Origin of the sequence: Rhodanobacter sp. KK11 (genome assembly GCF_033345435.1) — a bacterium.
In the GTDB taxonomy this organism is placed as follows: domain Bacteria; phylum Pseudomonadota; class Gammaproteobacteria; order Xanthomonadales; family Rhodanobacteraceae; genus Rhodanobacter.
In genome coordinates this window covers 503,102-524,412 of record NZ_JAWPMI010000005.1, presented here as the reverse complement: position 1 = coordinate 524,412, position 21,311 = coordinate 503,102, and the positions used below count along the sequence as shown (strand labels likewise).

19 protein-coding genes are annotated in these 21,311 nt (G+C 67.5%); 12 read left to right on the top strand and 7 right to left on the bottom strand.

From position 1 onward, the window contains the following. Nucleotides 1-56: 56 nt before the first annotated feature. Entirely contained in the window at nt 57-3,239 is a 3,183-nt protein-coding gene (gene putA / locus R5H19_RS15905; protein ID WP_318160015.1) for a bifunctional proline dehydrogenase/L-glutamate gamma-semialdehyde dehydrogenase PutA, read from the bottom strand. Nucleotides 3,240-3,486: 247 nt separating this feature from the next. Between putA and R5H19_RS15900 the strand changes: the two genes are divergently transcribed. The 5 genes from R5H19_RS15900 (at nt 3,487) to R5H19_RS15880 (ending at nt 7,731) form a co-directional block, all read left to right on the top strand. Further along, complete coding sequence (locus tag R5H19_RS15900; RefSeq protein ID WP_318160209.1) at nt 3,487-3,924, top strand: DUF2244 domain-containing protein; 438 nt, start codon at nt 3,487-3,489, stop codon at nt 3,922-3,924. Between the two features lie 20 nt (nt 3,925-3,944). Continuing rightward, the gene (gene coxB, locus R5H19_RS15895) at nt 3,945-4,856 is read left to right on the top strand and encodes a cytochrome c oxidase subunit II (protein WP_318160014.1); all 912 of its coding nucleotides are present in this window, start codon (nt 3,945-3,947) and stop codon (nt 4,854-4,856) included. 68 nt (nt 4,857-4,924) lie between these two features. Beyond that, nucleotides 4,925-6,541 (top strand): cytochrome c oxidase subunit I, encoded by a 1,617-nt coding sequence (gene ctaD, locus R5H19_RS15890; protein ID WP_318160013.1) that lies wholly within the window; start codon nt 4,925-4,927, stop codon nt 6,539-6,541. 55 nt (nt 6,542-6,596) lie between these two features. Further along, nucleotides 6,597-6,740 carry a hypothetical protein gene (locus R5H19_RS15885; protein ID WP_318160012.1) on the top strand — a complete coding sequence of 48 codons (144 nt, stop codon included), beginning with the start codon at nt 6,597-6,599 and terminating at the stop codon, nt 6,738-6,740. Nucleotides 6,741-6,843: 103 nt separating this feature from the next. After that, entirely contained in the window at nt 6,844-7,731 is an 888-nt protein-coding gene (locus R5H19_RS15880; RefSeq protein WP_318160011.1) for a cytochrome c oxidase subunit 3, read from the top strand. 269 nt (nt 7,732-8,000) lie between these two features. Here R5H19_RS15880 and R5H19_RS15875 read toward each other — a convergent pair whose 3' ends face one another. Continuing rightward, a complete protein-coding gene (locus tag R5H19_RS15875; RefSeq protein ID WP_008436668.1) occupies nt 8,001-8,216 on the bottom strand; it encodes a twin transmembrane helix small protein in 216 nt (71 codons plus the stop codon). 59 nt (nt 8,217-8,275) lie between these two features. On the opposite strand from R5H19_RS15875, the gene R5H19_RS15870 reads away from it, so the two are divergent. The 5 genes from R5H19_RS15870 (at nt 8,276) to cyoE (ending at nt 12,282) form a co-directional block, all read left to right on the top strand. Further along, nucleotides 8,276-9,034 (top strand): SURF1 family protein, encoded by a 759-nt coding sequence (locus R5H19_RS15870; RefSeq protein ID WP_318160010.1) that lies wholly within the window; start codon nt 8,276-8,278, stop codon nt 9,032-9,034. Beyond that, a complete protein-coding gene (locus R5H19_RS15865) occupies nt 9,031-9,600 on the top strand; it encodes a hypothetical protein (protein WP_318160009.1) in 570 nt (189 codons plus the stop codon). The genes R5H19_RS15870 and R5H19_RS15865 overlap by 4 nt, the downstream gene beginning before the upstream one ends. After that, complete coding sequence (locus R5H19_RS15860; protein ID WP_318160008.1) at nt 9,600-10,748, top strand: COX15/CtaA family protein; 1,149 nt, start codon at nt 9,600-9,602, stop codon at nt 10,746-10,748. The genes R5H19_RS15865 and R5H19_RS15860 overlap by 1 nt, the downstream gene beginning before the upstream one ends. Nucleotides 10,749-10,887: 139 nt before the next feature. Beyond that, nucleotides 10,888-11,280, top strand: coding sequence for an EF-hand domain-containing protein (locus tag R5H19_RS15855; protein WP_318160007.1), 393 nt, complete (start codon nt 10,888-10,890; stop codon nt 11,278-11,280). A 96-nt stretch (nt 11,281-11,376) separates the two neighbouring features. Continuing rightward, on the top strand, nt 11,377-12,282 hold the full coding sequence (gene cyoE, locus R5H19_RS15850; RefSeq protein ID WP_318160006.1) for a heme o synthase: 906 nt from the start codon (nt 11,377-11,379) through the stop codon (nt 12,280-12,282). Between the two features lie 67 nt (nt 12,283-12,349). Here the strand turns inward: cyoE and R5H19_RS15845 are convergent, their stop codons facing one another. After that, entirely contained in the window at nt 12,350-13,945 is a 1,596-nt protein-coding gene (locus tag R5H19_RS15845; RefSeq protein ID WP_318160005.1) for a sulfotransferase, read from the bottom strand. A gap of 367 nt (nt 13,946-14,312) precedes the next feature. On the opposite strand from R5H19_RS15845, the gene R5H19_RS15840 reads away from it, so the two are divergent. Further along, a complete protein-coding gene (locus R5H19_RS15840) occupies nt 14,313-14,546 on the top strand; it encodes a hypothetical protein (protein ID WP_318160004.1) in 234 nt (77 codons plus the stop codon). Between the two features lie 156 nt (nt 14,547-14,702). Then, the gene (gene mgtA, locus R5H19_RS15835) at nt 14,703-17,369 is read left to right on the top strand and encodes a magnesium-translocating P-type ATPase (protein ID WP_318160003.1); all 2,667 of its coding nucleotides are present in this window, start codon (nt 14,703-14,705) and stop codon (nt 17,367-17,369) included. A gap of 40 nt (nt 17,370-17,409) precedes the next feature. Here the strand turns inward: mgtA and R5H19_RS15830 are convergent, their stop codons facing one another. From R5H19_RS15830 to R5H19_RS15815, 4 genes are all read right to left on the bottom strand, one after another. After that, nucleotides 17,410-18,405, bottom strand: a complete 996-nt coding sequence (locus R5H19_RS15830; protein WP_318160002.1) for a bile acid:sodium symporter family protein — start codon at nt 18,403-18,405, stop codon at nt 17,410-17,412. Between the two features lie 9 nt (nt 18,406-18,414). Further along, a complete protein-coding gene (locus tag R5H19_RS15825) occupies nt 18,415-19,035 on the bottom strand; it encodes a DedA family protein (RefSeq protein WP_318160001.1) in 621 nt (206 codons plus the stop codon). A gap of 115 nt (nt 19,036-19,150) precedes the next feature. After that, nucleotides 19,151-20,887: a DNA primase gene (dnaG, locus tag R5H19_RS15820; RefSeq protein WP_318160000.1), complete on the bottom strand. Its 1,737-nt coding sequence runs from the start codon at nt 20,885-20,887 to the stop codon at nt 19,151-19,153. Between the two features lie 169 nt (nt 20,888-21,056). Further along, the gene (locus tag R5H19_RS15815; protein ID WP_318159999.1) at nt 21,057-21,227 is read right to left on the bottom strand and encodes a DUF1328 domain-containing protein; all 171 of its coding nucleotides are present in this window, start codon (nt 21,225-21,227) and stop codon (nt 21,057-21,059) included. Nucleotides 21,228-21,311: the final 84 nt, after the last annotated feature.

The window sequence follows — 21,311 nt, the reverse complement described above, 5'->3', positions numbered from 1 at the left end:
ACACGCAATCGTCGCCGCCCGCTTGCGCGATGCACAAGCGGGCGGCGAGGTGGTACTCATTCGCCGATGGTCAGCAGCGAAGCGTTGCCGCCGGCGGCGGTGGTGTTGATGGTGAGCGTGCGCTCGCTGGCGAAGCGCAGCAGGTAGTGCGGGCCACCGGCCTTGGGGCCGGTGCCGGACAGGTTCTCGCCGCCGAATGGCTGCACGCCGACCACTGCACCGATCTGGTTGCGGTTGACGTAGCAGTTGCCGACGCGGGCATGGCTGCTGATGTAGTCGACGGTGTCGTTGATGCGGCTGTGGATGCCGAGGGTGAGGCCATAGCCGGTGGCGTTGATCTGCTCGACCACCCGGGGCAGTTCGCTGCCCTTCCAGCGCACGATGTGCAGCACCGGGCCGAACACCTCGCGGGTCAGCGTGGCCAGCGCGGGGATTTCGTAGGCGCGCGGGGCGAAGAAGGTGCCGTGGGCGGCGACATCCGGGTCGAGCTTGGCCTCGGCGATCAGCCTGGCTTCCTTGTCCATGCGCGTGGCGTGGTCGACCAGGATCTGCTTGGCATCCTCGTCGATCACCGGGCCGACGTCGGTGGAGAGCTGGCCGGGGTCGCCCACCTTCAGCTCGGCCATCGCGCCGGCGAGCATGCCGATCACCTTGTCGGCGATGTCTTCCTGCACGAACAGCACACGCGCGGCCGAGCAGCGCTGGCCGGCGGACTGGAACGCCGAGGCGATCACGTCCTTGACGATCTGCTCGGGCAGCGCGGAGGAGTCGGCGATCATCGCGTTCTGGCCGCCGGTCTCGGCGATCAGCGCGGCGATCGGCGCGTTGCGTGCAGCCAGTGCGCGATTGATCGCCCAAGCGGTTTCAGTGGAGCCGGTGAAGGCGACGCCGGCCACGCGCGGATCCTTGGTGAGCGCCGCGCCGACCACGGCGCCGTCGCCGGGAAGGTATTGCAGCACGGCCTCGGGCACGCCGGCCTCGTGCAGCAGCTTGATTGCCGCATAACCGATCAGGCTGGTCTGCTCGGCGGGCTTGGCGATCACGCTGTTGCCGGCGGCGAGCGCCGCGGAAACCTGGCCCAGGAAGATCGCCAGCGGGAAGTTCCACGGGCTGATGCAGACGAACACGCCGCGGCCGTTCAAGAACAGCTGATTGCTCTCGCCGGTCGGGCCGGGCAACTGTTCGGGCTGGCCGAACAGGCGGCGCGCCATCGTCGCGTAGTAGCGCAGGAAGTCGGCGGCCTCGCGGATTTCGGCGATGGCGTCGGGTAGGCTCTTGCCCGCCTCGCGTACGCACAGTGCGATGAACTCGGCGCGGCGCGTTTCGAGCTGCTCGGCGGCGTGTTCGAGGATCGCGGCGCGGCTGGCCGCGGGCAGGCGGTCCCAGTCGGGCTGGGCGGCGACGGCGTTGGCCAGCGCCTTGTCGACGGTGGCGGCAGTGGCGTAGGTGCAAGTACCGACAGTTTGGCGTCGATCAGCGGGATTTGTTACGGAGAACGATTCGCCACCCAGGGACTTTCCGTCAGCCAAGATTTGATCACTTCCCGGAACGAGCGGATATGCGAACCAAGGTTTTCCGGTGGCTGCGTTGACGGCCTCGGCAAGGGCCTTCAGTTCGTTGTCGTTGGAGAAGTTGATGCCCATGGAATTTTTCCGCAGTTCGCCAAAGAGGTTGACCGGCAAGGGGATGCGCGGGTGGGGAATGGAGGCGAAGCGGCGCACCGTCTCGCACGGGTCGGCCACCAGTTCGCGCACCGGCAGCGTCTCATCCACCACGCGGTTGACGAAGCTGGTGTTGGCGCCGTTTTCCAGCAGGCGGCGCACCAGGTACGGCAGCAGGTCCTCGTGGGTGCCGACCGGTGCGTAGACGCGGCAGGGCACGTTCAACTTGTCGACGCCGATCACCTCGGCGTAGAGGTCGGTGCCCATGCCGTGCAGGCGCTGGAACTCGAACGGGCGGCCGCGCGCGATGTGGTGCACGGCGGCGATCGAGTGCGCGTTGTGGGTGGCGAACTGCGGGTAGACCAGCTCGATGCCTGCATCGAACAGCTTGCGCGCGCAGGCCAGGTAGGAGACGTCGGTGTTCGGCTTGCGCGTGTACAGCGGGTAGCCGGCCAGGCCTTGTTCCTGCGCGCGCTTGATCTCGGCGTCCCAGTAGGCGCCCTTCACCAGGCGCACGTACCAGCGGCGCCCGGACGCGCGCGCCGTCTCGACCAGCCAGTCGATCACGAACGGGGTGCGCTTCGAGTAGGCCTGGATCACGATGCCGAGGCCGTTCCAGCCTTCGAGTGACGGGTGGGCGAAGACGTCGCCGATGATGTCCAGCGAGAGTTCGAGGCGGTCGGCTTCCTCGGCGTCGACGGACAGCGCGATGCCCTGCTTCATCGCCAGCTGCGAGAGCTCCAGCAGCTTGGCGGTGAGCATGCGGCGCGCGTCCTCGCGCTTGGCCACCTCGTAGCGCGGGTGCAGCGCGGACAGCTTCACCGAGATCGACGGCGCGTCGGTGTGGTTGGCGAACGGGCCGCGCGCACCGATCGCGGCGATCGCGCGGCGGTAGTCTTCCTGATAGCGCTCGGCGGTCTCGGCGGTGAGCGCGGACTCGCCCAGCATGTCGTAGGAGTAGCGGTACACCGCGTATTCCTTCTTCGCGCAGCGGTCCAGTGCCTCGTCGATGCTGCGGCCCATCACGAACTGGTGGCCCATGATGCGCATGGCCTGGCGCACCGCGAGGCGGATCGCCGGCTCGCCGGCGCGACCGGCCAGGCGCTTCAGCGCGCCGGTGAAGTCGCGGCGGGTCTCCTCGGCGAGATTGACCAGCCGGCCGGTGAGCATCAGGCCCCAGGTCGAGGCGTTGACGAACAGCGACTCGCTCTGGCCCAGGTGCTTCTTCCAGTCCGCGTCGCCGAGCTTGTCGCGGATCAGCTTGTCGGCGGTGGCCTTGTCGGGGATGCGTAGCAGCGCCTCGGCCACGCACATCAAGAGCACGCCTTCCTCGGAGGAAAGGTCGTACTGGCGCATGAAGGATTCCACTGCGCTCTGGTCCCCTGCACGTGCACGCACGCGCGTGACCAGGCCGGCGGCGACGTCGATCACCTGTTCGCGCTCGGCGGGCGGCAGGGTGGCCTGGACGAGCAGGTCGTTGACGGCTTCGGTTTCGTCGCGCAGCCAGGCAGCGGTGATGCGTGCGCGTGCGGGTGTGGCGTCGGCGGGAAGTTCGGGGCGGAGAATGGGTTGGGTCACGGGCTCGTCACTGGGATTGGCGGACGCGAAGGGGAACGCCGGATTGTACGCGTGCCGCGCAATCCGCGGGAGCCGCAGCCTCGTGGAAGCGCGTCGTGCCGGTGCAACACGATTCCCTGATCCAGGTCAAGCCGGTGCGACATTCTTGCCCGTTGCGCCGCCGCGGCCTATTATTCCGGCGTTCCAGGCACGCCGGGTCTCCATGATCGTGCTTCGACCAGCTACCGCCGGCTTGCCCCGCGTGACGATGTGGCTCAAGCCCAACCGCACGCTCAGCCGGCGCGGTTTGCGTCGGCTGATCGTGGTTCTGGTAGCGCTGGTGCTGATGACGGCTGGGCTGGGTGCGTGGCAGGGGAATGTGTTCGCTCCGCTGTTTGCCCTGGTGGAATCCGCCGCCGTGGCCATCGCCTTGAGCGTGGCCTGGCGGGCTGGCGGGCGTAGTGAGCGCATCACCCTCGACGCCGCGTCGCTGGAGGTGCAATCCCTGCCTGGCCGGCGGCGCATGCGTTTCCAGTCGTACTGGGTGCGCGTGCTGCTGGAGCCGGGCGATGGGCGCCAGCGGCTGTTGCTGTCGTCGCATGGACGCGAGTTGGAGATCGGCGCCTTCCTGGCGGAACAGGAGCGCGCTGCGCTGTCGAAGAAACTCATGGTGCTGCTGGCCGACTTCAACCAGCCGCGCAAGTAGGTTCAACAAAGGTGCAAGACATGACATCTGGCGGCAACAGGCGATCATTCACGGCAGCGGCGGCCCTCGCCCTGGCATCGTTCGGCGGCGCGGCGCTGGCCGCCCCGGGTCCGTGGCAGTTGAACATGGAGCGCGGCGCGAGCACCTGGTCGCAGGTGCCCTACCATCTCAACAACGTGGCGCTGGCCGTGTGCACGGTGATCGGCGTGCTGGTGTTCGGCGCCATGTTCATTGCCATTTTCCGTTTCCGCAAATCGCGTGGCGCGGTGGCCGAGAAGTGGTCGCACAACACCATGGTGGAGGTGGTCTGGACCACCATCCCGGTGCTGATCCTGATCACCCTGGCCTATCTGGCCACCAGCGGCCTCACCTCCTGGGCCGACACCACCGGTTCGCAGATGACCGTCAAGGTCACCGGCTACCAGTGGAAGTGGCGCTACGACTACGTCGATTACATGGGCAAGTCGATCGACAAGGTCGGCTTCATGTCCAAGCTCGACGCGCGCAGCGACCAGACGCGCCAGCTCGGTTCGAACATGGACCCGTACGCGGTCAAGGTCGGCGACGAAAACACCTACCTGCTGGACGTCGACAAGCCGCTGGTGGTGCCGGTCGACACCAAGATCCGCTTCGTGATCACCAGCGGCGACGTGATCCACTCCTGGTGGGTACCGGCGACCGGCTGGAAGATCGACGCGATCCCCGGAATCATCAATGCGGCCTGGGCCAACTTCACCACGCCGGGCACCTATCGCGGCCAGTGCGCCGAACTGTGCGGCCAGGACCACGGCTTCATGCCGATCGTGGTGGAGGTGAAGTCCAAGGCCGATTTCGCCAAGTGGCTGGCCGAGCAGGAGGCGGGTTCCGCAGCGCCTGCCCCGGCGCCGCAAACCGCACAGGTCGCCGCTCCGGCCGCCGGCAAGCAGGGCTGAGGCCGCCGGCCGGTCCGGCACGGTTTTTTTGCAGTCGCATTCCATATCCAGGTTAGAGGTGCAAGGCCATGTCCTACGCAGCCACCCATGATCAGCACGACGATCACCACGGCGCGCCGAAAGGTTTCTTCCAGCGCTGGTGCATGTCCACCAACCACAAGGACATCGGCACGCTGTATCTGATTTTCTCGCTGACGATGCTGTTCATCGGCGGCAGCTTTGCCATGCTGATCCGTGCCGAGCTGTTCAAGCCGGGCATGCAGCTGATGCAGCCGTATTTCTTCAACGAAATGACCGCCATGCACGCGCTGGTGATGATCTTCGGCGCGATCATGCCGGCCTTCGTCGGCCTCGGTAACTGGATGATCCCGTTGATGGTCGGCGCGCCGGACATGGCGTTGCCACGCATGAACAACCTGTCGTTCTGGATCCTGCCGTTCGCGTTCCTGCTGCTGCTGTCCACCTTGTTCATGCCCGGCGGCGCGCCGGCCGGCGGCTGGACCATGTACCCGCCGCTGTCGCTGCAGAGCGGTTCGCTGGCCTACGCGGTGTTCGCCATCCACCTGATGGGCATCAGCTCGATCATGGGCGCGATCAACATCATCGCCACCATCCTCAACATGCGCGCGCCCGGCATGGACCTGATGAAGATGCCGGTGTTCGTGTGGAGCTGGCTGATCACCGCCTTCCTGCTGATTGCCGTGATGCCGGCGCTGGCCGGTGCGGTGACCATGCTGCTCACCGACAAGTACTTCGGCACCAACTTCTTCAACCCGGGCGGCGGCGGCGACCCGGTGCTGTACCAGCACATCTTCTGGTTCTTCGGCCACCCCGAGGTGTACATCATGATCCTGCCCGCGTTCGGGATCATCTCGGAGATCGTGCCGACCTTCGCGCGCAAGCCGATCTTCGGCTACAAGGCGATGGTGTTCGCGATCGCCTGCATTGCGTTCCTGTCGTTCATCGTGTGGGCGCACCACATGTTCGCGGTGGGTCTGCCGCTGGGCGCCGAAGTGTTCTTCATGTACGCCACCATGCTGATCTCGGTGCCGACCGGCGTGAAGGTGTTCAACTGGGTGGCGACCATGTGGGGCGGCTCGATGACGTTCGAGACGCCGATGCTGTTCGCCATCGCGTTCATCATCCTGTTCACCATCGGCGGCTTCTCGGGCCTGATGATGGCGCTGGTGCCGGCCGACTTCCAGTATCACGACACCTACTTCATCGTGGCGCACTTCCACTACGTGCTGGTGACCGGTGCGCTGTTCGCGATCATCGGTGCCGCGTACTACTGGATGCCGAAGTGGACCGGCAACATGTACAGCGAGTTCTGGGGCAAGGTGCATTTCTGGAACAGCGTGATCTGGGTCAACGTGCTGTTCTTCCCGCAGCACTTCCTCGGCCTGGCCGGCATGCCGCGCCGCATCCCCGACTACAACGTGGCGTTCGCCAACTTCAACATGATCAGCTCGATCGGCGGCTTCCTGTTCGGCGCCACCCAGCTGATCTTCGTGGGCGTGCTGATCCACTGCGCGTTCTTCTCGAAGAAGAAGGCCACCGATCGCGTGTGGGAAGGGGCCAAGGGCCTGGAGTGGACCATCCCGTCGCCGGCGCCGCACCACACCTTCGAGGTACCGCCGGTGATCAACGACGACGAACTGGCTCACGGCCACGTCAACGACTGATCGACCATCCGTCATGCCGGCTGCGCGGCCGGCATGACCACGGGAGCAAAGCGACATGGCGCAGCAGACGATTCATGCGGCAACGGCCCAGCCAGACGGGAAAGCCCGTCGCAGCGTGCGGCGCACGGTGACGATCCTTGCCGTGGTCGCGCTGGCGGTCTACCTGTCGACGTTCCTGCAGATTCTGCTGATGAAATAGCGTTCCACGTTTTCCTCAACCGGCCGGATCGACGGCCGGCGTGCAGTTCCCCGGTCGGCGTGACGGGGCAAAAGTCATCAAGAGAAATCCACGGGGTTACACCATGGGTCAGCAACACGACGCTTACTTCGTACCGGCCAAGAGCCAGTGGCCGATTGTGGCCGCAGTGGTCATGTTCATCACCGTGTTGGGTGCCGCGCACTGGCTGAACGCGGAGCCCGGTGAGGCCGGCTTCGGCAAGTCCGTGCTGACCATCGGCGTGATCGGCGTGCTGGGCATGTTCTTCGGCTGGTTCCGCTCGGTGATCAACGAATCGCTGGCCGGCAGCTACAACCGCCAGGTGGACACCTCATTCCGCATGGGCATGATGTGGTTCATCTTCTCCGAGGTGATGTTCTTCGGCGCCTTCTTCGGCGCGCTGTTCTACGTGCGCATGTTCTCGGTGCCGTGGCTCGGCGGCGAAGGCCACGGCGCGCTGACCCACCAGTTCCTGTGGAGCGACTACGTGGCGGCCTGGGGCGCCAACGGCGGCAACGGCCCGGAGCAGGCCGGCGGCGCCTTCCGCACCGTGCCTGCGTGGGGGCTGCCGCTGCTGAACACGCTGATCCTGCTCACCTCCAGCGTTACCGTGACGATCGCGCACCACGCGCTGCGCGCCGGCCACCGCGGCAAGATCCTGCTGTTCCTCGGCCTGACCGTGCTGCTGGGCGCCACCTTCCTGTATTTCCAGGCGCACGAGTACATCGAGGCCTACGAGGAACTGAACCTGACCCTGCACAGCGGCGTCTACGGTTCGACCTTCTTCCTGCTCACCGGTTTCCACGGCCTGCACGTGACGCTGGGTACGATCATGCTGGCGGTGATCTGGCTGCGCGTGCTGAAAGGCCACTTCAACAAGGACCACCATTTCGGCTTCGAGGCGGTGGCGTGGTACTGGCACTTCGTCGACGTGGTCTGGCTCGGCCTGTTCATGTTCGTCTACATACTTTGACGCGAGGTCCCTCTCGCGAGGAGCGAGACCGGCCATCGGGCAACTGCTCCTGCGTTGCCTCAACTCGGGCATCCATGCCCTTGCCATGGCCGGACTGGTTTGACTTCACGCGACGTCGTGTCGCGGAAGGCAGAGATCAAAAACCGGCCATCCCTGGCCGGACTCTTCAAGAAGGCGTCGCTCCGGTCGAGTTCAAATGCGAAGAAGCCCGCCGGATGGCGGGCTTCTTCGTTTGGCGGGGAACAGTCAGTGCGTGGTGGCGGTTACAATCACTGGCCGACGTCGTGCGGGTGCAGCCAGCCCATCCAGATGCCGAATGCGACCATGGCGATGAACACCAGCGACAGGCCGATGCGCCGGGTCAGTGCCCATACCGTGCGCCGATCGTCGTCCTTGTCGGTCATCATGAAGTACAGCGCCTGGCCGAGACTGAAGATCACCACCAGCAGCACCACGACCAGCGCAATTTTATAGATGGTTTCCACGTGATTGATCCGATCCGGTTTGACATGGCGAGTATAGCGGCCGCCGGCAGGCACCCGACGTGAGCGGATTCCGTCGCCCTTCGTGGTGGGCGCTGCTGCTGACTGCGGCTGGAGCGTTGCTGTTCGTGCGTCTGGGCATCTGGCAGCTGCATCGTGCCGACTTCAAGGACGCGCTTCTGCGACGCTATGCCGCGGCCGCTGCGGCGCCGCTGCAGGACTTTGCCGGGGTGGCCGACGCGCCGCCGGCGGATGGCTTCCCGCGGGTGAAGGTCGATGGCCACTACCTGGCCGACCGCATGTACCTGCTGGACAACCCGAAGCACGACCGCCGCGGCGGCGTGCAGGTGTACGCGCCGCTGGCGCTGGATGGCCGCGCGTCGTTGCTGCTGGTCGATCTCGGTTTCCTGCCCGGCAACGGCAGCGACAAGCCGCCCCAGGTGCCGCCGCTGCCGACCGGCAGGGTGAGCCTGCAGGGGCTGTACGTGCCGCCGCCGCCGGTCGGTTTCGAGATGGGCGGCAATGCGCTGGCGCGGCAGACGCAATGGCCGAAGAGCGCGATCTTCCTGGATCCCGCGCAGGTCGCCGCCGACCTCGGGCGGCCGTTGTATCCGCGCGTGCTGGCGCTGGACCCCGACCCGGCGGCGATCTACGAGCGTGAGCGCAACCTCGATTTTTCCTCGATGCCGCCGGCGCGGCATCGGGCCTATGCGTTCCAGTGGTTCACCTTCGCGCTGGCCGCGGTGGTGATCCTGCTGGTCGTGCATCGCAAGCGCAAGCCGCGCCGCTCCGATTCCACCAAGGTCGATGAGAACCGATGAAAGCTGCTGACCCTGCCACCGTGCGCAAGAGCCGACTCTTCCTGCTGCTGATCGTGCTGGCGTTCGTCGCGCCGATGATCGTCGCCGGCCTGCTCAGCTGGAGCGGCTGGCAGCCGGGCACCAAGGGCAACGGCGAGCCGATCCTGCCGCAACGCAACTTCGTCGACGAGCGGTTGCGCGTGCAGCTGGCGGATGGCCAGCCCTACGCCTGGCGCGACAGCCAGCCGCGGCTAACCCTGGTGGCGTTGGCCGGCCCCGACTGCGCCGCGCACTGCCTGGCCACGCTGACCAGCATGGCCGCGGCGCGGGTCACCCTGAACCGCAACCAGTCGCGCCTGCGCCTGCTTTACCTGGGCACGCCGCCCGTGGATGACGCGCGCGACGGCATGCGCAACTACTGGCAGCTCGGCACCGACGTCGACGGCAAGCTGGCCGGGTTCCGGCCGAGCGCGCCGGACAGCGTGAGCGCGCTGCTGGTGGAATCCAACGGCACCGCGTTGTCGCTGTATCGCGCCGGCTTCGATCCGTCCGGGCTGCGCAAGGACCTGCAGAAGGTGATCAAGTGATGCCGCCGCGCTCCCTGCAACTATTGCGCTGGCTGGCGTTGTTCGCGGCGGTGTTCGCGTTCGGGCTGGTGATGTTCGGCGCGTTCGTGCGGCTGTCGAACGCCGGCCTGTCCTGCCCGGACTGGCCGACCTGCTACGGCCAGGTGACCTGGCCGCAGCACGCGCAGGCGGTGGCGCATGCCGACGCGGCGTTCCCGGATCGCCCGTTCGAGGCGCACAAGGCCTGGCGCGAGCAGGTGCATCGCTTCCTTGCCGGCACACTCGGCGTGCTGGTGCTGGCGCTGGCGCTGCTGGCCGGCTGGCGCCGGCGCGGTACGCTGCTGGCGGTGCTCGCCGGTGCCGTGTTCGCGGCTCTCGGCGTGGGTCTGTACATGCGTGGCGAGCACCTGTGGTCATCCGCGCTGGCGGCTTGCGCGATTGCGCTGCCGCTGATCGCCGCGATCCGGCTGCCGCGTTCCGGCGCCTGGAAAATCTGCGTGCTGGCGCTGGCGGTGATCATCTTCCAGGCGATGCTCGGCATGTGGACGGTGACCTTGCTGCTCAAGCCCATCGTGGTGATGGGTCACCTGCTCGGCGGCATGACCACCTTCGCGCTGCTGGCCTGGGCCGCGCTACGTTTCGCTGGCGTGGCGGCGGAGGGCGACGGTCTGGCCGACCTGCGCCGGCTGGTGACGATCGGCATCGTGCTGTTGCTGTGCCAGATCGCACTGGGCGGCTGGACCTCGGCGAACTACGCGGCGCTGGCCTGCGGCTACGGCCCCGGCTCGTTCCCCGAGTGCCTCGGCCAGTGGGTGCCGCCGACCGACTTCCGCGAAGGCTTCGTGCTGTGGCGCGGGATCGGCGTGAACTACGAGGGCGGCGTGCTCGACATGGCGGCGCGCAGCGCGATCCAGCTCGCGCACCGCATCGGCGCACTGGTGGTGTTCTGCTACCTCGGCTGGCTGGCGCTAAGGATGGCGCGGCGCGGCCTGCGCCGATACGGCATGGCGATCGCGCTGGCGCTGGCGGGCCAGCTGCTGCTGGGCATCAGCAACGTGTACTTCGGCCTGCCGCTGGCCGTGGCGACCGCACACAACGGCGTGGCCGCCCTGTTGCTGTTCGCCCTGCTGGCCACGCTGGCACGCACGCAGCAACGCATGACTACGTGACCATTGACAGCTTCCCCGCGACTGCGGAAGCTGGAACCCGTCAGGGCGTTCCCATGGTGCTTTCCGCAGCGGGCGCTGTCGACACATCGAATGACGGCAGGAGCATCTCTATATGGGAATGGGCATGCGGATGGTTGTCGTGGTTGTCGGCTTGGTATCGGTCGGTGCGGCACGGATCGAAAGCGCGGTGGCGCAGGAGCGGCCGCAGAAGGGCCAGTCCCCGGGCAGGCTCGAGATGACGCGCCAGATACAGAACGAGAACAGCAAGTCGTTCGAGATGACGGCGACCGAGGCGTTGCGGCACGCGCACAAGCAGCCGCTGATGACCCCGCAGCAGTCGTCGGACGCTTTCCTCAGGCTCGACCGCGATCACGACATGCTGTTGAGCCGTTCCGAACTGCCGAAGGAGATGGCGGTGCTGCGGGCACAGTTCGACAAGTACGACCTGGACCACGACCACCGCCTGTCGTACTCGGAATTCGCGAATTACACCGACGTCGTGCCGAACGAGCTGGCCGGCTCGCAACCCTGACGCCTTGCCTGCCGGCGGGAGATCGCCGGCAGGCGGCCTGTGCCCGTCCTGGCGCCAGGCATTACACTAGGCGGTCACCTGCTGCCGAACGCTCCCGTGAACCTGCAATTTTCCCAGTACCTGCAACTGACCAAGCCGCGCATCGTCGCGCTGCTGGTGTTCTGTGCGGTGATCGGCATGTTCCTCGCCGTGCCGGGCGTGCCGCCGTGGCGCGCGCTGGTGTTCGGCACGCTGGGCATCTGGCTGGCCTCCTCGTCGGCGGCCGCATTCAACCAGCTGATCGATCAGCGCATCGACAAGGTGATGGTGCGCACGGCGCACCGGCCGCTGGCCACCGGCCACCTCAACGTGCGCCAGGTGTTCGTGTTCGCGCTGGCGCTGGGCATTGCCTCGATGCTGGTGCTGGTCCTGCTGGTCAACACGCTGACCGCGGTGCTGACTTTCGCCGGGCTGATCGGCTATGCGGTGATCTACACCGCCTTTCTCAAGCGCGCCTCGCCGCAGAACATCGTGATCGGCGGCCTCGCCGGGGCGATTCCACCGGTGCTGGGCTGGACCGCGGTCACCGGCGCGCTGCACCCGTACGCGCTGCAGCTGTGCCTGATCATCTTCGTGTGGACGCCGCCGCACTTCTGGGCGCTGGCGATCTTCCGCCGCGACGACTACTCGCGCGCGCAGGTGCCGATGCTGCCGGTGACCCACGGTGTGGTGTTCACCCGCTGGCACATCCTGTTCTACACCGTGCTGCTGGTGCTGGTGACCCTGCTGCCGGCGCTGACCGGGATGAGCGGACTGGTCTACCTGGGCGGCGCCGCGGTGCTCGGCGGGGCGTTCCTGTATTACGCGGTGCGCCTGTTGAATCCGCCGGACGAGCTGTATGCGATGAAGGTGTTCAACTACTCCATCGTCTACCTGATGGCGCTGTTCGCGTTCCTGCTGGTCGACCACTGGCTGGTCGAGCCGATCGTGCGGCAGGGGCCGGCATTGCAGCAGCTGGCCTGATCGGCGCTTGCGTCGGCGGGCTTCGCTCCGCGCTTGCCGGGAGTTCCGCCCACGGACGGAGGCGTGGTCAGCGATCGCAGTCGATGCCTGCCGCGGTCAGCAGTTCGCGCAGGCCGGCCAGTTGCGCCTCGTACTTTTTCCAGCGCCTGACGGCCCCCTGATGGATCGGTGCGCGTACCTGCACCGAACTGGCCGTGCCCGTCGGAGAGCGGTTGCGCTCGAAGTGCAGGCAGGCATCGTTCCAGGGCAGGTCGCAGTGCGCCAGCAGTTGGCGGGTGCTGGTTTCCTGTGAGGTCACCAGGGTCTCGTAGTCCACCTCGAGGACGCGGCCGGGCAGTACCCGTTTCCAGTGCGCCATCAGGCGATCGAACAGGATGTAGTAGCGCCCGGTGTCGAGCAGGTCGAACGAGTAGCCGTGGAACGGCGAGGTTTCGGCGAACGGCTCGCGGAAATTGCTGAGGCAGGTATCCAGCGGGTTGCGCCGCAGGCAGATGATGCGCGCGTTGGGCAGCGCGTTCGCGATGAAGCCGATGTAGAGGAAGTTGTGCGGCAGCTTGTCGATGAAGCGCGGCTTGAGGCTGGTCGCCGGCCGCGTACTGGACAGGTAGATGTCCCCCAGCTGCACCCACGGGATGTGGCATGCACGCTCGATCACCGCCGGCTCCAGCATCACGGCGGAACGCGCGCCGGACAGGCGTTCCAGCGTGATGCCGAAGTTCTCCAGTTCGCCGGCGGCGTACACCTCCGGATGGCTGGACAGGATGCGCTCCACCAGGGTGGTGCCGGAGCGCGGCATGCCGGTGACGAAGATCGGCTCGTCGCTGAGGCAGCCGGGGGGCTGTGGCCGGGGCTCGGGGAACGCGCGGATCAGCGCCTGCACGATCGCCTCGTCGCGGGCGAAGGAATAGCTGCGCGAAGCACGGTTCATCGCCTTGCCGGCGGTGATGTGCTCGAAGGCCCTGGCGTACTCGCCCAGATCCTCGTACTCCTTGGCCAAGGCCAGGTGCAACTGCAGCTGTGCGGTCGGGTTGCCGTTGGTCCGGGCGAGCAGCGAGAGCAGCGCGTCGACATGATTGTCGGCCGGAGTCTGCCGGCGCAGCCGCGAGCGCATGTCGTAGGCGGGCCAGTAATCCGGCGCCAGCGCGAGGCAGGCCTCAAGCTCGCTTTCCGCCTGCGCGGTGTCGCCGCTGAAGATCAACGATGTGGCGAAGTTGAAATGGCAGACCGGGTTGCCGGGAGCGAGAGCCACGGCGCGCCGGAATGCCACGGCGGCGCGCTCGAGCGCATGGCATTGGGTATACACGGTACCGAGCGCGTCCAGCAGCAGCGGATCCTGCGGCGACAGGGCAGATGCGACATTGGCGACCTGCAGTGCATCGCCACTGCGATGGGCGCGCACCAATGCGCGCGCAAATTGCACCGCGTAGGCGGGATGCCGCGGCTGCAGGCTGGCGGCCTGGTGCAGGTGCTCGAGTGCCTGCGGCAGCTGCCGCAGGGACATCGCGGCCAGCCCGGCCAGGTAGTGGGCCTCGGGGTGGTCCGGTTGCATTCGCAACGCCTGCGCGGCCAGTTCGCCGGCCTGGTGCGGATCACCCTGGTCGAGCGCGGCGCTGGATTTCGCCATCAGATCCCGGAAACCGGAGGATGGCTGGGCAGGGGGCATCGTGGCGATCCAGTGCGTGGATGGGACCGGCATGGGACCCGGCAGTGGCGTGGCCGGTTCCCGATTCTTTCACGTGGCCCGGCACGGTGAAATGAACGAGTGGCGGATTGACAGGTGCACATCGCGGCACCACAATGCGCGCGCCTTCCGGCGCGCCTGCGCCTGCCGGCTTCCTATCCTGACCAACCAAGGCATATGGACGTTTACCCTAGTCGCAACGTCGACATCCGCTCGCATCGGGTGCCGGCATTGCATAACAAGCTGATGATCTGCGGCGACCGCCCGCGGTCGGCTGGCGCTTTCCTCGACTAGGGAAGACCGGCCCACCTCCCGCGGCGCCGTGGGCGCCGTAACGAGGAGATGGGCCATGAAGCTCCTTCGCGATTCCACTCTGCTGCGCACGCTGCGCCGGCTGCTGGCCGGCCGTCGCGGGGCCGCGCGCGCCACCTACACCATCACCGTGCCCGCCCCGCTGGAGCGGCCTTCGGGCGACAACGTGATCGAACTGCACCACCGGGCCGATGCCAGCCAGCGCGCCACGGCGACCAAGCCGGGCCGGCTGCCGTCGTCCGGCCACCTTACGCGCGTATCCAGCCGCTGATGGTCGCCATGACCTCATGCAAGGGGTGGCCTCCGCCAGTGGCGGAGTCATTGCGGCCGCCAGCGCGGCCATGCGCGACGGTGCCGGCGCGATCGGCGGATTGATTCCGCGGGCTCGCTCCGGCGACAGGCACCAGCGGGTTCACGGAAGCGGGTCATGATCAAGCAATCCATCCAGGGCGCCCTCCCGAAGGCGCCGGGCAAGGGCGCGCCGGCGGCGCGCGTGGCGGTGGCGCAGGAGGCGTTCCGTGACAACGAGGCGCTGCTCGCCGCGCTGGACAGCACGCCGGCCGGCCTCGACGAGGCGCAGATCGCCGCGCGGCTGGAGCGCGACGGCATCAACGAGGTCTCGCACGAGAAGCCGCCGCACTGGTCGCGGCAGCTGCTGCGCGCGTTCAAGAATCCGTTCATCATCGTGTTGCTGGTGCTGGCCGCGGTGCAGCTGTTCACCGACGCCAGCGATCTCACCGGGCCGGCGATCATCGCGGCGATGGTGGGTATCAGCGTGCTGCTGAGCTTCACCCAGGAGTACCGCTCCTCGAAGGCGGCGGAGCAGCTGAAGGCGATGGTGCGCAACACCGCCACGGTAACGCGGCGCGCCTCCGATGGCCACAGCGAGCGCATCGAGGTGCCGGTGGGCGAGCTGGTGGCGGGCGATCTCGTGCACCTGGCGGCGGGCGACATGGTGCCGGCGGACTTGCGCCTGCTGGGGGCCAAGGACCTGTTCATCAGCCAGGCCATCCTCACCGGCGAGTCGCTGCCGGTGGAGAAGTCCGCGCCTGCACACTTGCGTGCCGGCGACGAGCCGGAGGGAGGCCACCACGGCGGCAGTCCGCTGGACCTGCCCACCGTCTGCTACATGGGCACCAACGTGGTGAGCGGCAGCGCTACCGCGGTGGTGGTGGCCACCGGTGCGCGCACCTACCTCGGCTCGCTGGCGCGCACCATCGTCGGCCAGCGCGTGCAGACCAGCTTCGACCGCGGCGTGAACAGCGTCAGCTGGCTGCTGATCCGCTTCATGGCGGTGATGGTGCCGATCGTGTTCCTGATCAACGGCCTGGACAAGCACGACTGGCTGCAGGCGTTCCTGTTCGCGCTGTCGGTGGCGGTGGGCCTGACGCCCGAGATGCTGCCGCTGATCGTGACGGCGAACCTCGCCAAGGGCGCGCTGGCGATGTCCCGGCGCAAGGTGGTGGTCAAGCGCCTCAACGCGATCCAGAACTTCGGCGCGATGGACGTGCTGTGCACCGACAAGACCGGCACGCTCACGCTGGACAGGATCGTGCTGGAGCGTCACCTCGACCTGTACGGCGAGGAGTCCGACGAGGCGCTGGAATACGGCTACCTCAACAGCCGCTTCCAGACCGGCCTGAAGAACCTGATGGACAAGGCCGTGCTGGAGCACCGTGATCTGGAGGCGGTGGCGCAGCACTACCGCATCGTCGACGAAATCCCGTTCGACTTTCAGCGCCGGCGCATGTCGGTGGTGCTGGGCAACGGCGACGGCCGCGAGCTGCTGGTATGCAAGGGCGCGGTGGAGGAGATGCTGTCGATCTGCGCGTACGCCAAGGCAGGCGAGGCGATCCGGCCGATGACCGACCAGATGCGCGCCGAGATCAAGGCGATGACGCGCGGCCTCAACGAGGACGGCCTGCGCGTGCTGGTGGTCGCCATCAGGCAGCAGCCGCCGGCCGGCCGTGCCTACGGCGTGGCCGACGAGGGCGACCTGGTCGCCATCGGCTGCCTGGCCTTCCTCGACCCGCCGAAGGACAGCGCCGCCACCGCGATCGCCGCGCTGCACCACCACGGCGTCGAAGTGAAGGTGATCACCGGCGACAACGAGGCGGTGACGCGCAAGATCTGCCGCGAGGTGGGACTGGACGTGGAGCACTCCGCGCAGGGCAGGCACATCGAGCCACTGGACGACGCGGCGCTGGACGAACTGGTCCGGCGCACCACCGTGTTCGCCAAGATGTCGCCGCTGCAGAAGGCGCGCGTGGTGAAGTCGCTGCAGCGCCAGGGCCACACGGTGGGCTTCCTCGGCGACGGCATCAACGATGCGCCGGCGCTGCGCGAGGCCGACGTGGGCATCTCGGTGGACACCGCCACCGATATCGCCAAGGAGTCGGCCGACATCATCCTGCTGGAGAAGAACCTAATGGTGCTGGAGGAGGGCGTGCTGGAAGGCCGCGTCACCTTCGGCAACATCATCAAGTACATCAAGATGACCGCCAGCTCGAACTTCGGCAACATGTTCAGCGTGCTGGTGGCGAGCGCGTTCCTGCCGTTTTTGCCGATGCTGCCGCTGCAGATCCTGGTGCTTAATCTCTTGTACGACATCTCGCAGCTGTCGATCCCGTTCGACCGCATGGACGAGGAATACCTGCGCCGGCCGCGCAAGTGGGACGCCAGCGACATCGGCCGCTTCATGGTGTGGATCGGCCCGGTCAGTTCGATCTTCGACATCACCACGTTTGCGCTGCTGTGGCATGTGTTCGGCGCGGACTCGGTGCAGCACCAGGCGCTGTTCCAGTCCGGCTGGTTCGTCGAGAGCCTGCTCACGCAGACGCTGATCGTGCACATGATCCGCACGCGCCGGATCCCGTTCCTGCAGAGCATTGCCTCGGCACCGGTGCTGGCGCTGACCAGTGCGATCATCCTGATCGGCCTGTTCATTCCGTTCAGCGGCCTCGGCGCCAAGATCGGCATGACGCCGCTGCCGGCGGCGTTCTTCGGCTGGGTGGCGTTGACCGTGCTCACCTACGGCGTGCTGACCCAGCTGATGAAGCTGGTCTATATCCGCCGCTACGAACGCTGGCTGTGAGCATGGCCGCGGGTGGCGGCGTGCGGGCTGCCGGCGGGCGTCAATCCGCCTCCAGCGTGTCGTCCGTCGCCGCCGCCCGCGTGGCGTAGCGCCGCGCCACCACTGCGCACACCATCAGTTGCAACTGGTGGAAGATCATCAGCGGCAGCACCAGCGCGCCGAGGCCACCGAGCTGGCCGGCGAACAGGATCTTCGCCATCGGGATGCCGCTGGCCATGCTCTTCTTGGAGCCGCAGAACACGATGGTGATCTCGTCCCCGCGCGAAAAGCCGAGCCGGCGCGCGGCCCAGGTCAGCGTGGGCATCACCAGCGCCAGCAGCAGCGCGCACATCGCCAGCGTGGCGAACAGGGCCGAGGCCGGCGTGTCGCGCCACAGGCCGCCGACCACCGCGGCGCTGAACGCGGTGTACACCACCAGCAGGATCGTGCCCTGATCGGTGTAGCCGAGCAGCGGCCGGTGGCGGTCGACCCAGCCGCCGATCCGGCGCCGCGCCGCGTGGCCCAGCGCGAACGGCAGCAGCAACTGCAGCATGATGTCCGGCACGCCCCGCCAGGAAACGCCGCCGCCGCTGCTGGTCAGCAGCAGGCCGACCAGCAGCGGGGTCAGCACGATGCCGATCAGGTTCGACATCGAGGCGCTGACCACCGCGGCGGCGACGTTGCCGCCGGCGATCGAGGTGAAGGCGATCGACGACTGCACCGTGGACGGCAGCGTGCACACGAACAGCACGCCGAGATAAAGCTCGGGCGTCAACAGCGCGTGCCCGAGCGGTTGCAGCGCCAACCCCAGCAGCGGAAACAGCACGAAGGTGCCGGCGAACACGGTCAGATGCAGCCGCCAGTGGGTGAGGCCCTGCATGATCGCCGCGCGCGGCAGTTTGGCGCCGTGCAGGAAGAACAGCAGCGCGATCGCCGCGTCGGTAACCATGTCGAACACCCGCGCGGCCTCGCCGTGGCACGGCAGCAACGAAGCCAGTGCCACGGTAGCGAGCAGGGCGAGGGTGAAGTTGTCGGGGCCGGCGCGTCGCGACGACATGCGGGCGGCTCAGTCCAGCCCGCAGCGTGTGCGGCGCCGGCGCTTCCACCACAGCCCCAGCGCGAGCAGTGCGAGGAGGCCGATCAGCACCCACAGGCTGCTCTGGCCGCGGTGTAGCCATTTCACCAGCCACTCGTGGTTGTCGGCGCCGAAGTAGCCCAGGTAGACCCAGATCGGCACGCTGATCAGCGCAGCGGCGGTGTCGATCAGCAAAAAGCGCAGGAACGACACCCGGTGGGTGGTGCCGGCGGTGAGGTAGACGGTGGTGCGCATGCCGGGCAGGAAGCGCGCGAAGAACAGCATGCGGTTGCCGTACTGGTCGAATTTCTCCTGCACCTTGGCGTAGCGCGAAGGCGTCAGTACGCGCGCCACGAAGCGCCACCCGAGGATGCGCGCGCCGTAGTGGTGGCCGAGCAGGAAGATCGCCGAGTCGCCCAGCAGCACGCCGAACATCGCCAGCGCGAACATCGCGTGCACGTTGGCGTAGCCCAGGCCGGCGATCACGCCGCCGGCGACCAGGGTGACGTCCTCCGGCAGCGGTAGCCCGGCGCCGCAGATCATCAGCGCGATGAACACGGCCACATAGCCGTTCTCGGCGAAGATCGTCACCAGTTGCTGCAGCAGATCCATCAGTATCCTTGCGCGTCAGGCGGAACCCGCCGGGCCGCGGCCGGGCATGATCCCACACCCGGACGGAGTCCGGCGGCCGGCGCGGCATGGGCGGGCGGGCGGTGCTTCATCGCGGTCAGGCCGAGGCCACCGGCGGCCGTACACGGGCGGCCAGCAGCTCGCGCAGTTCCGCCTTCTCGGCGGGGTCCAGCGTACTCTCGCGGCTCTTCGCGGTGAGTGCGTCGCGACGCTGGGTCGTGGCCTGGTCTTCCATCCGCGTCAGCGCGTCGAAGAACTCGCTGCGTTGCGCCTCGGGCTCGCCCACCGCCAGTGCCGCCATCAGCTTCTGCAACGAAGGGTATTCCGGCCGCTCGGCGAAATGTTCCACCAGCATCGCCGAGTTGATGCCGGGTCGCGCGCGCGCGAGGTCGAGCAGCTCGGCCAGCAGCGCCACGCCGGGCTTGTCCAGGCGCAGGAAGCGATAGGGCCTTTCCACCTGGTCGGCCATCCCCGGCTGCGCCAGCAATAGCGAGATCGCGCTGCGCACCAGGCTGCGCTGCACCGCGGTGGGCCGCTGCACGGCGCGCTGCGCGGCCGGGTCGACCTGCAGCAGCGCGCGGGCGCCGCTGCGCTTTTCCAGCTCCTGCGCCATCAGGTCGCGGAAGGCGCCATCGGGCAGTTTCGCGATCAGCGGGCGCGCACGCTCGGCCAGCCGGGCGCGGCCGTCGAGACTGGCCATGTCGACGTCATGCGACAGCTCGTTGAAGAAGTAGTCCGACAGCGGCATCGCTTCCCGGATGCGCTTTTCGAAGCCCTCCTTGCCCTCCTTGCGTACCAGCGTGTCCGGGTCCTCGCCCTCGGGCAGGAACAGGAAGTACGCCTGGCGGCCGTCGCGCAGCCGCGGCAGCGCCGATTCCAGCGCCTTCCACGCGGCGGCGCGGCCGGCGCGGTCGCCGTCGAAGCAGAACACCACGTCCGGCGTGGCGCGGAACAGCATTTCGGTGTGCTCGGGCGTCGTGGCCGTGCCGAGCGTGGCCACCGCGATCGGCAGCCCGGCCTGGTGCAGCGCGATCACGTCCATGTAGCCCTCGACCACCACGATGCGCTCCAGCTTCGGGTTGGCCTGTTTCACCTGCCACAGCGCGAACAGCTCGCGGCCCTTGTGGAACAGCGGGGTCTCGGGCGAATTGAGGTACTTCGGGGATTGCTCCGCACTCAGTACCCGTCCCCCAAAGGCGATCACGCGGCCGCGGCGGTCGAGGATCGGGAACATCAGCCGTTCGCGGAAACGGTCGTACTTGCTGCCGCGCTCGCTCGAGGCGACCATGCCCGCCTCGTTGAGCAGTTCCATCCGTCGCGGCGTGTTGCCCAGCGCCTTGATCACGCCGTCGTAGCCGGCCGGCGCCCAGCCGAGACGGAAACGCTTGATCGTCTCCGCGTCCAGCCCGCGTTTCCGGCAATACGCCTGGGCGTCGGCGCTGCGCGGCAGCTCGCCCTCGTACCAGGCGGCGGCGGCATCTAGCAGCGCGTACAGGTCGGTCTTGTCCTCGCGCGGGCGCTCGTCGCGGCCGCCCTCGCGCGGCACGGTGAGGCCCACCGTCTGCGCCAGCTCCTCCACCGCGTCGGGGAACTCCAGCCGCTCGTAGTCCATCAGGAACTTCACCGCGCTGCCGTGTGCGCCGCAGCCGAAGCAGTGGAAGAACTGCTTGGCCGGGCTGACGTAGAACGAGGGCGTGCGCTCGTTGTGGAATGGGCAGCAGGCGGTCCACTCGCGTCCGGCCTTCTTCAACGGCACGCGCCGCTCGATCACGTCGACGATGTCGACGCGGGCGAGCAGTTCGTCGATGAAGCTGTCGGGAATCAGGCCGCGCATAGACCGCCTAGTCTAGTCGGTCGCCGCCGGGGAGGTGCGGGCGGATGGCGCCGACCTGAGGCGAAATGTCGCAGCGAAGAGCAGCGGATCGCACGGAAACGGGCCTTCGTTCCGTGCCGGGTGACCGGCCCTCGGCGCATGCGGCGACAGGCATCGGTCCGAGTCGACGCTAGAACAGCCTGATCACGCCGATCAGCGCCAGCACCGCCAGCAGGAACAGGATCACGAAGCAGGCGAACAGCACCTTGGCGATGGTGGCGGTGGCGCCGGAGACGCTGCCGAAGCCGAGCCAGCCGGTGATCAGCGAGACAATGGCGAAGATGATGGCCCACTTCAGCATGCATTTCTCCTGCGGTGACGATCACCGGCGCGGCGGCAACCGCGGTTCACGGCGGTTGTAGCGGGGCGGACGTGAACGCGATGC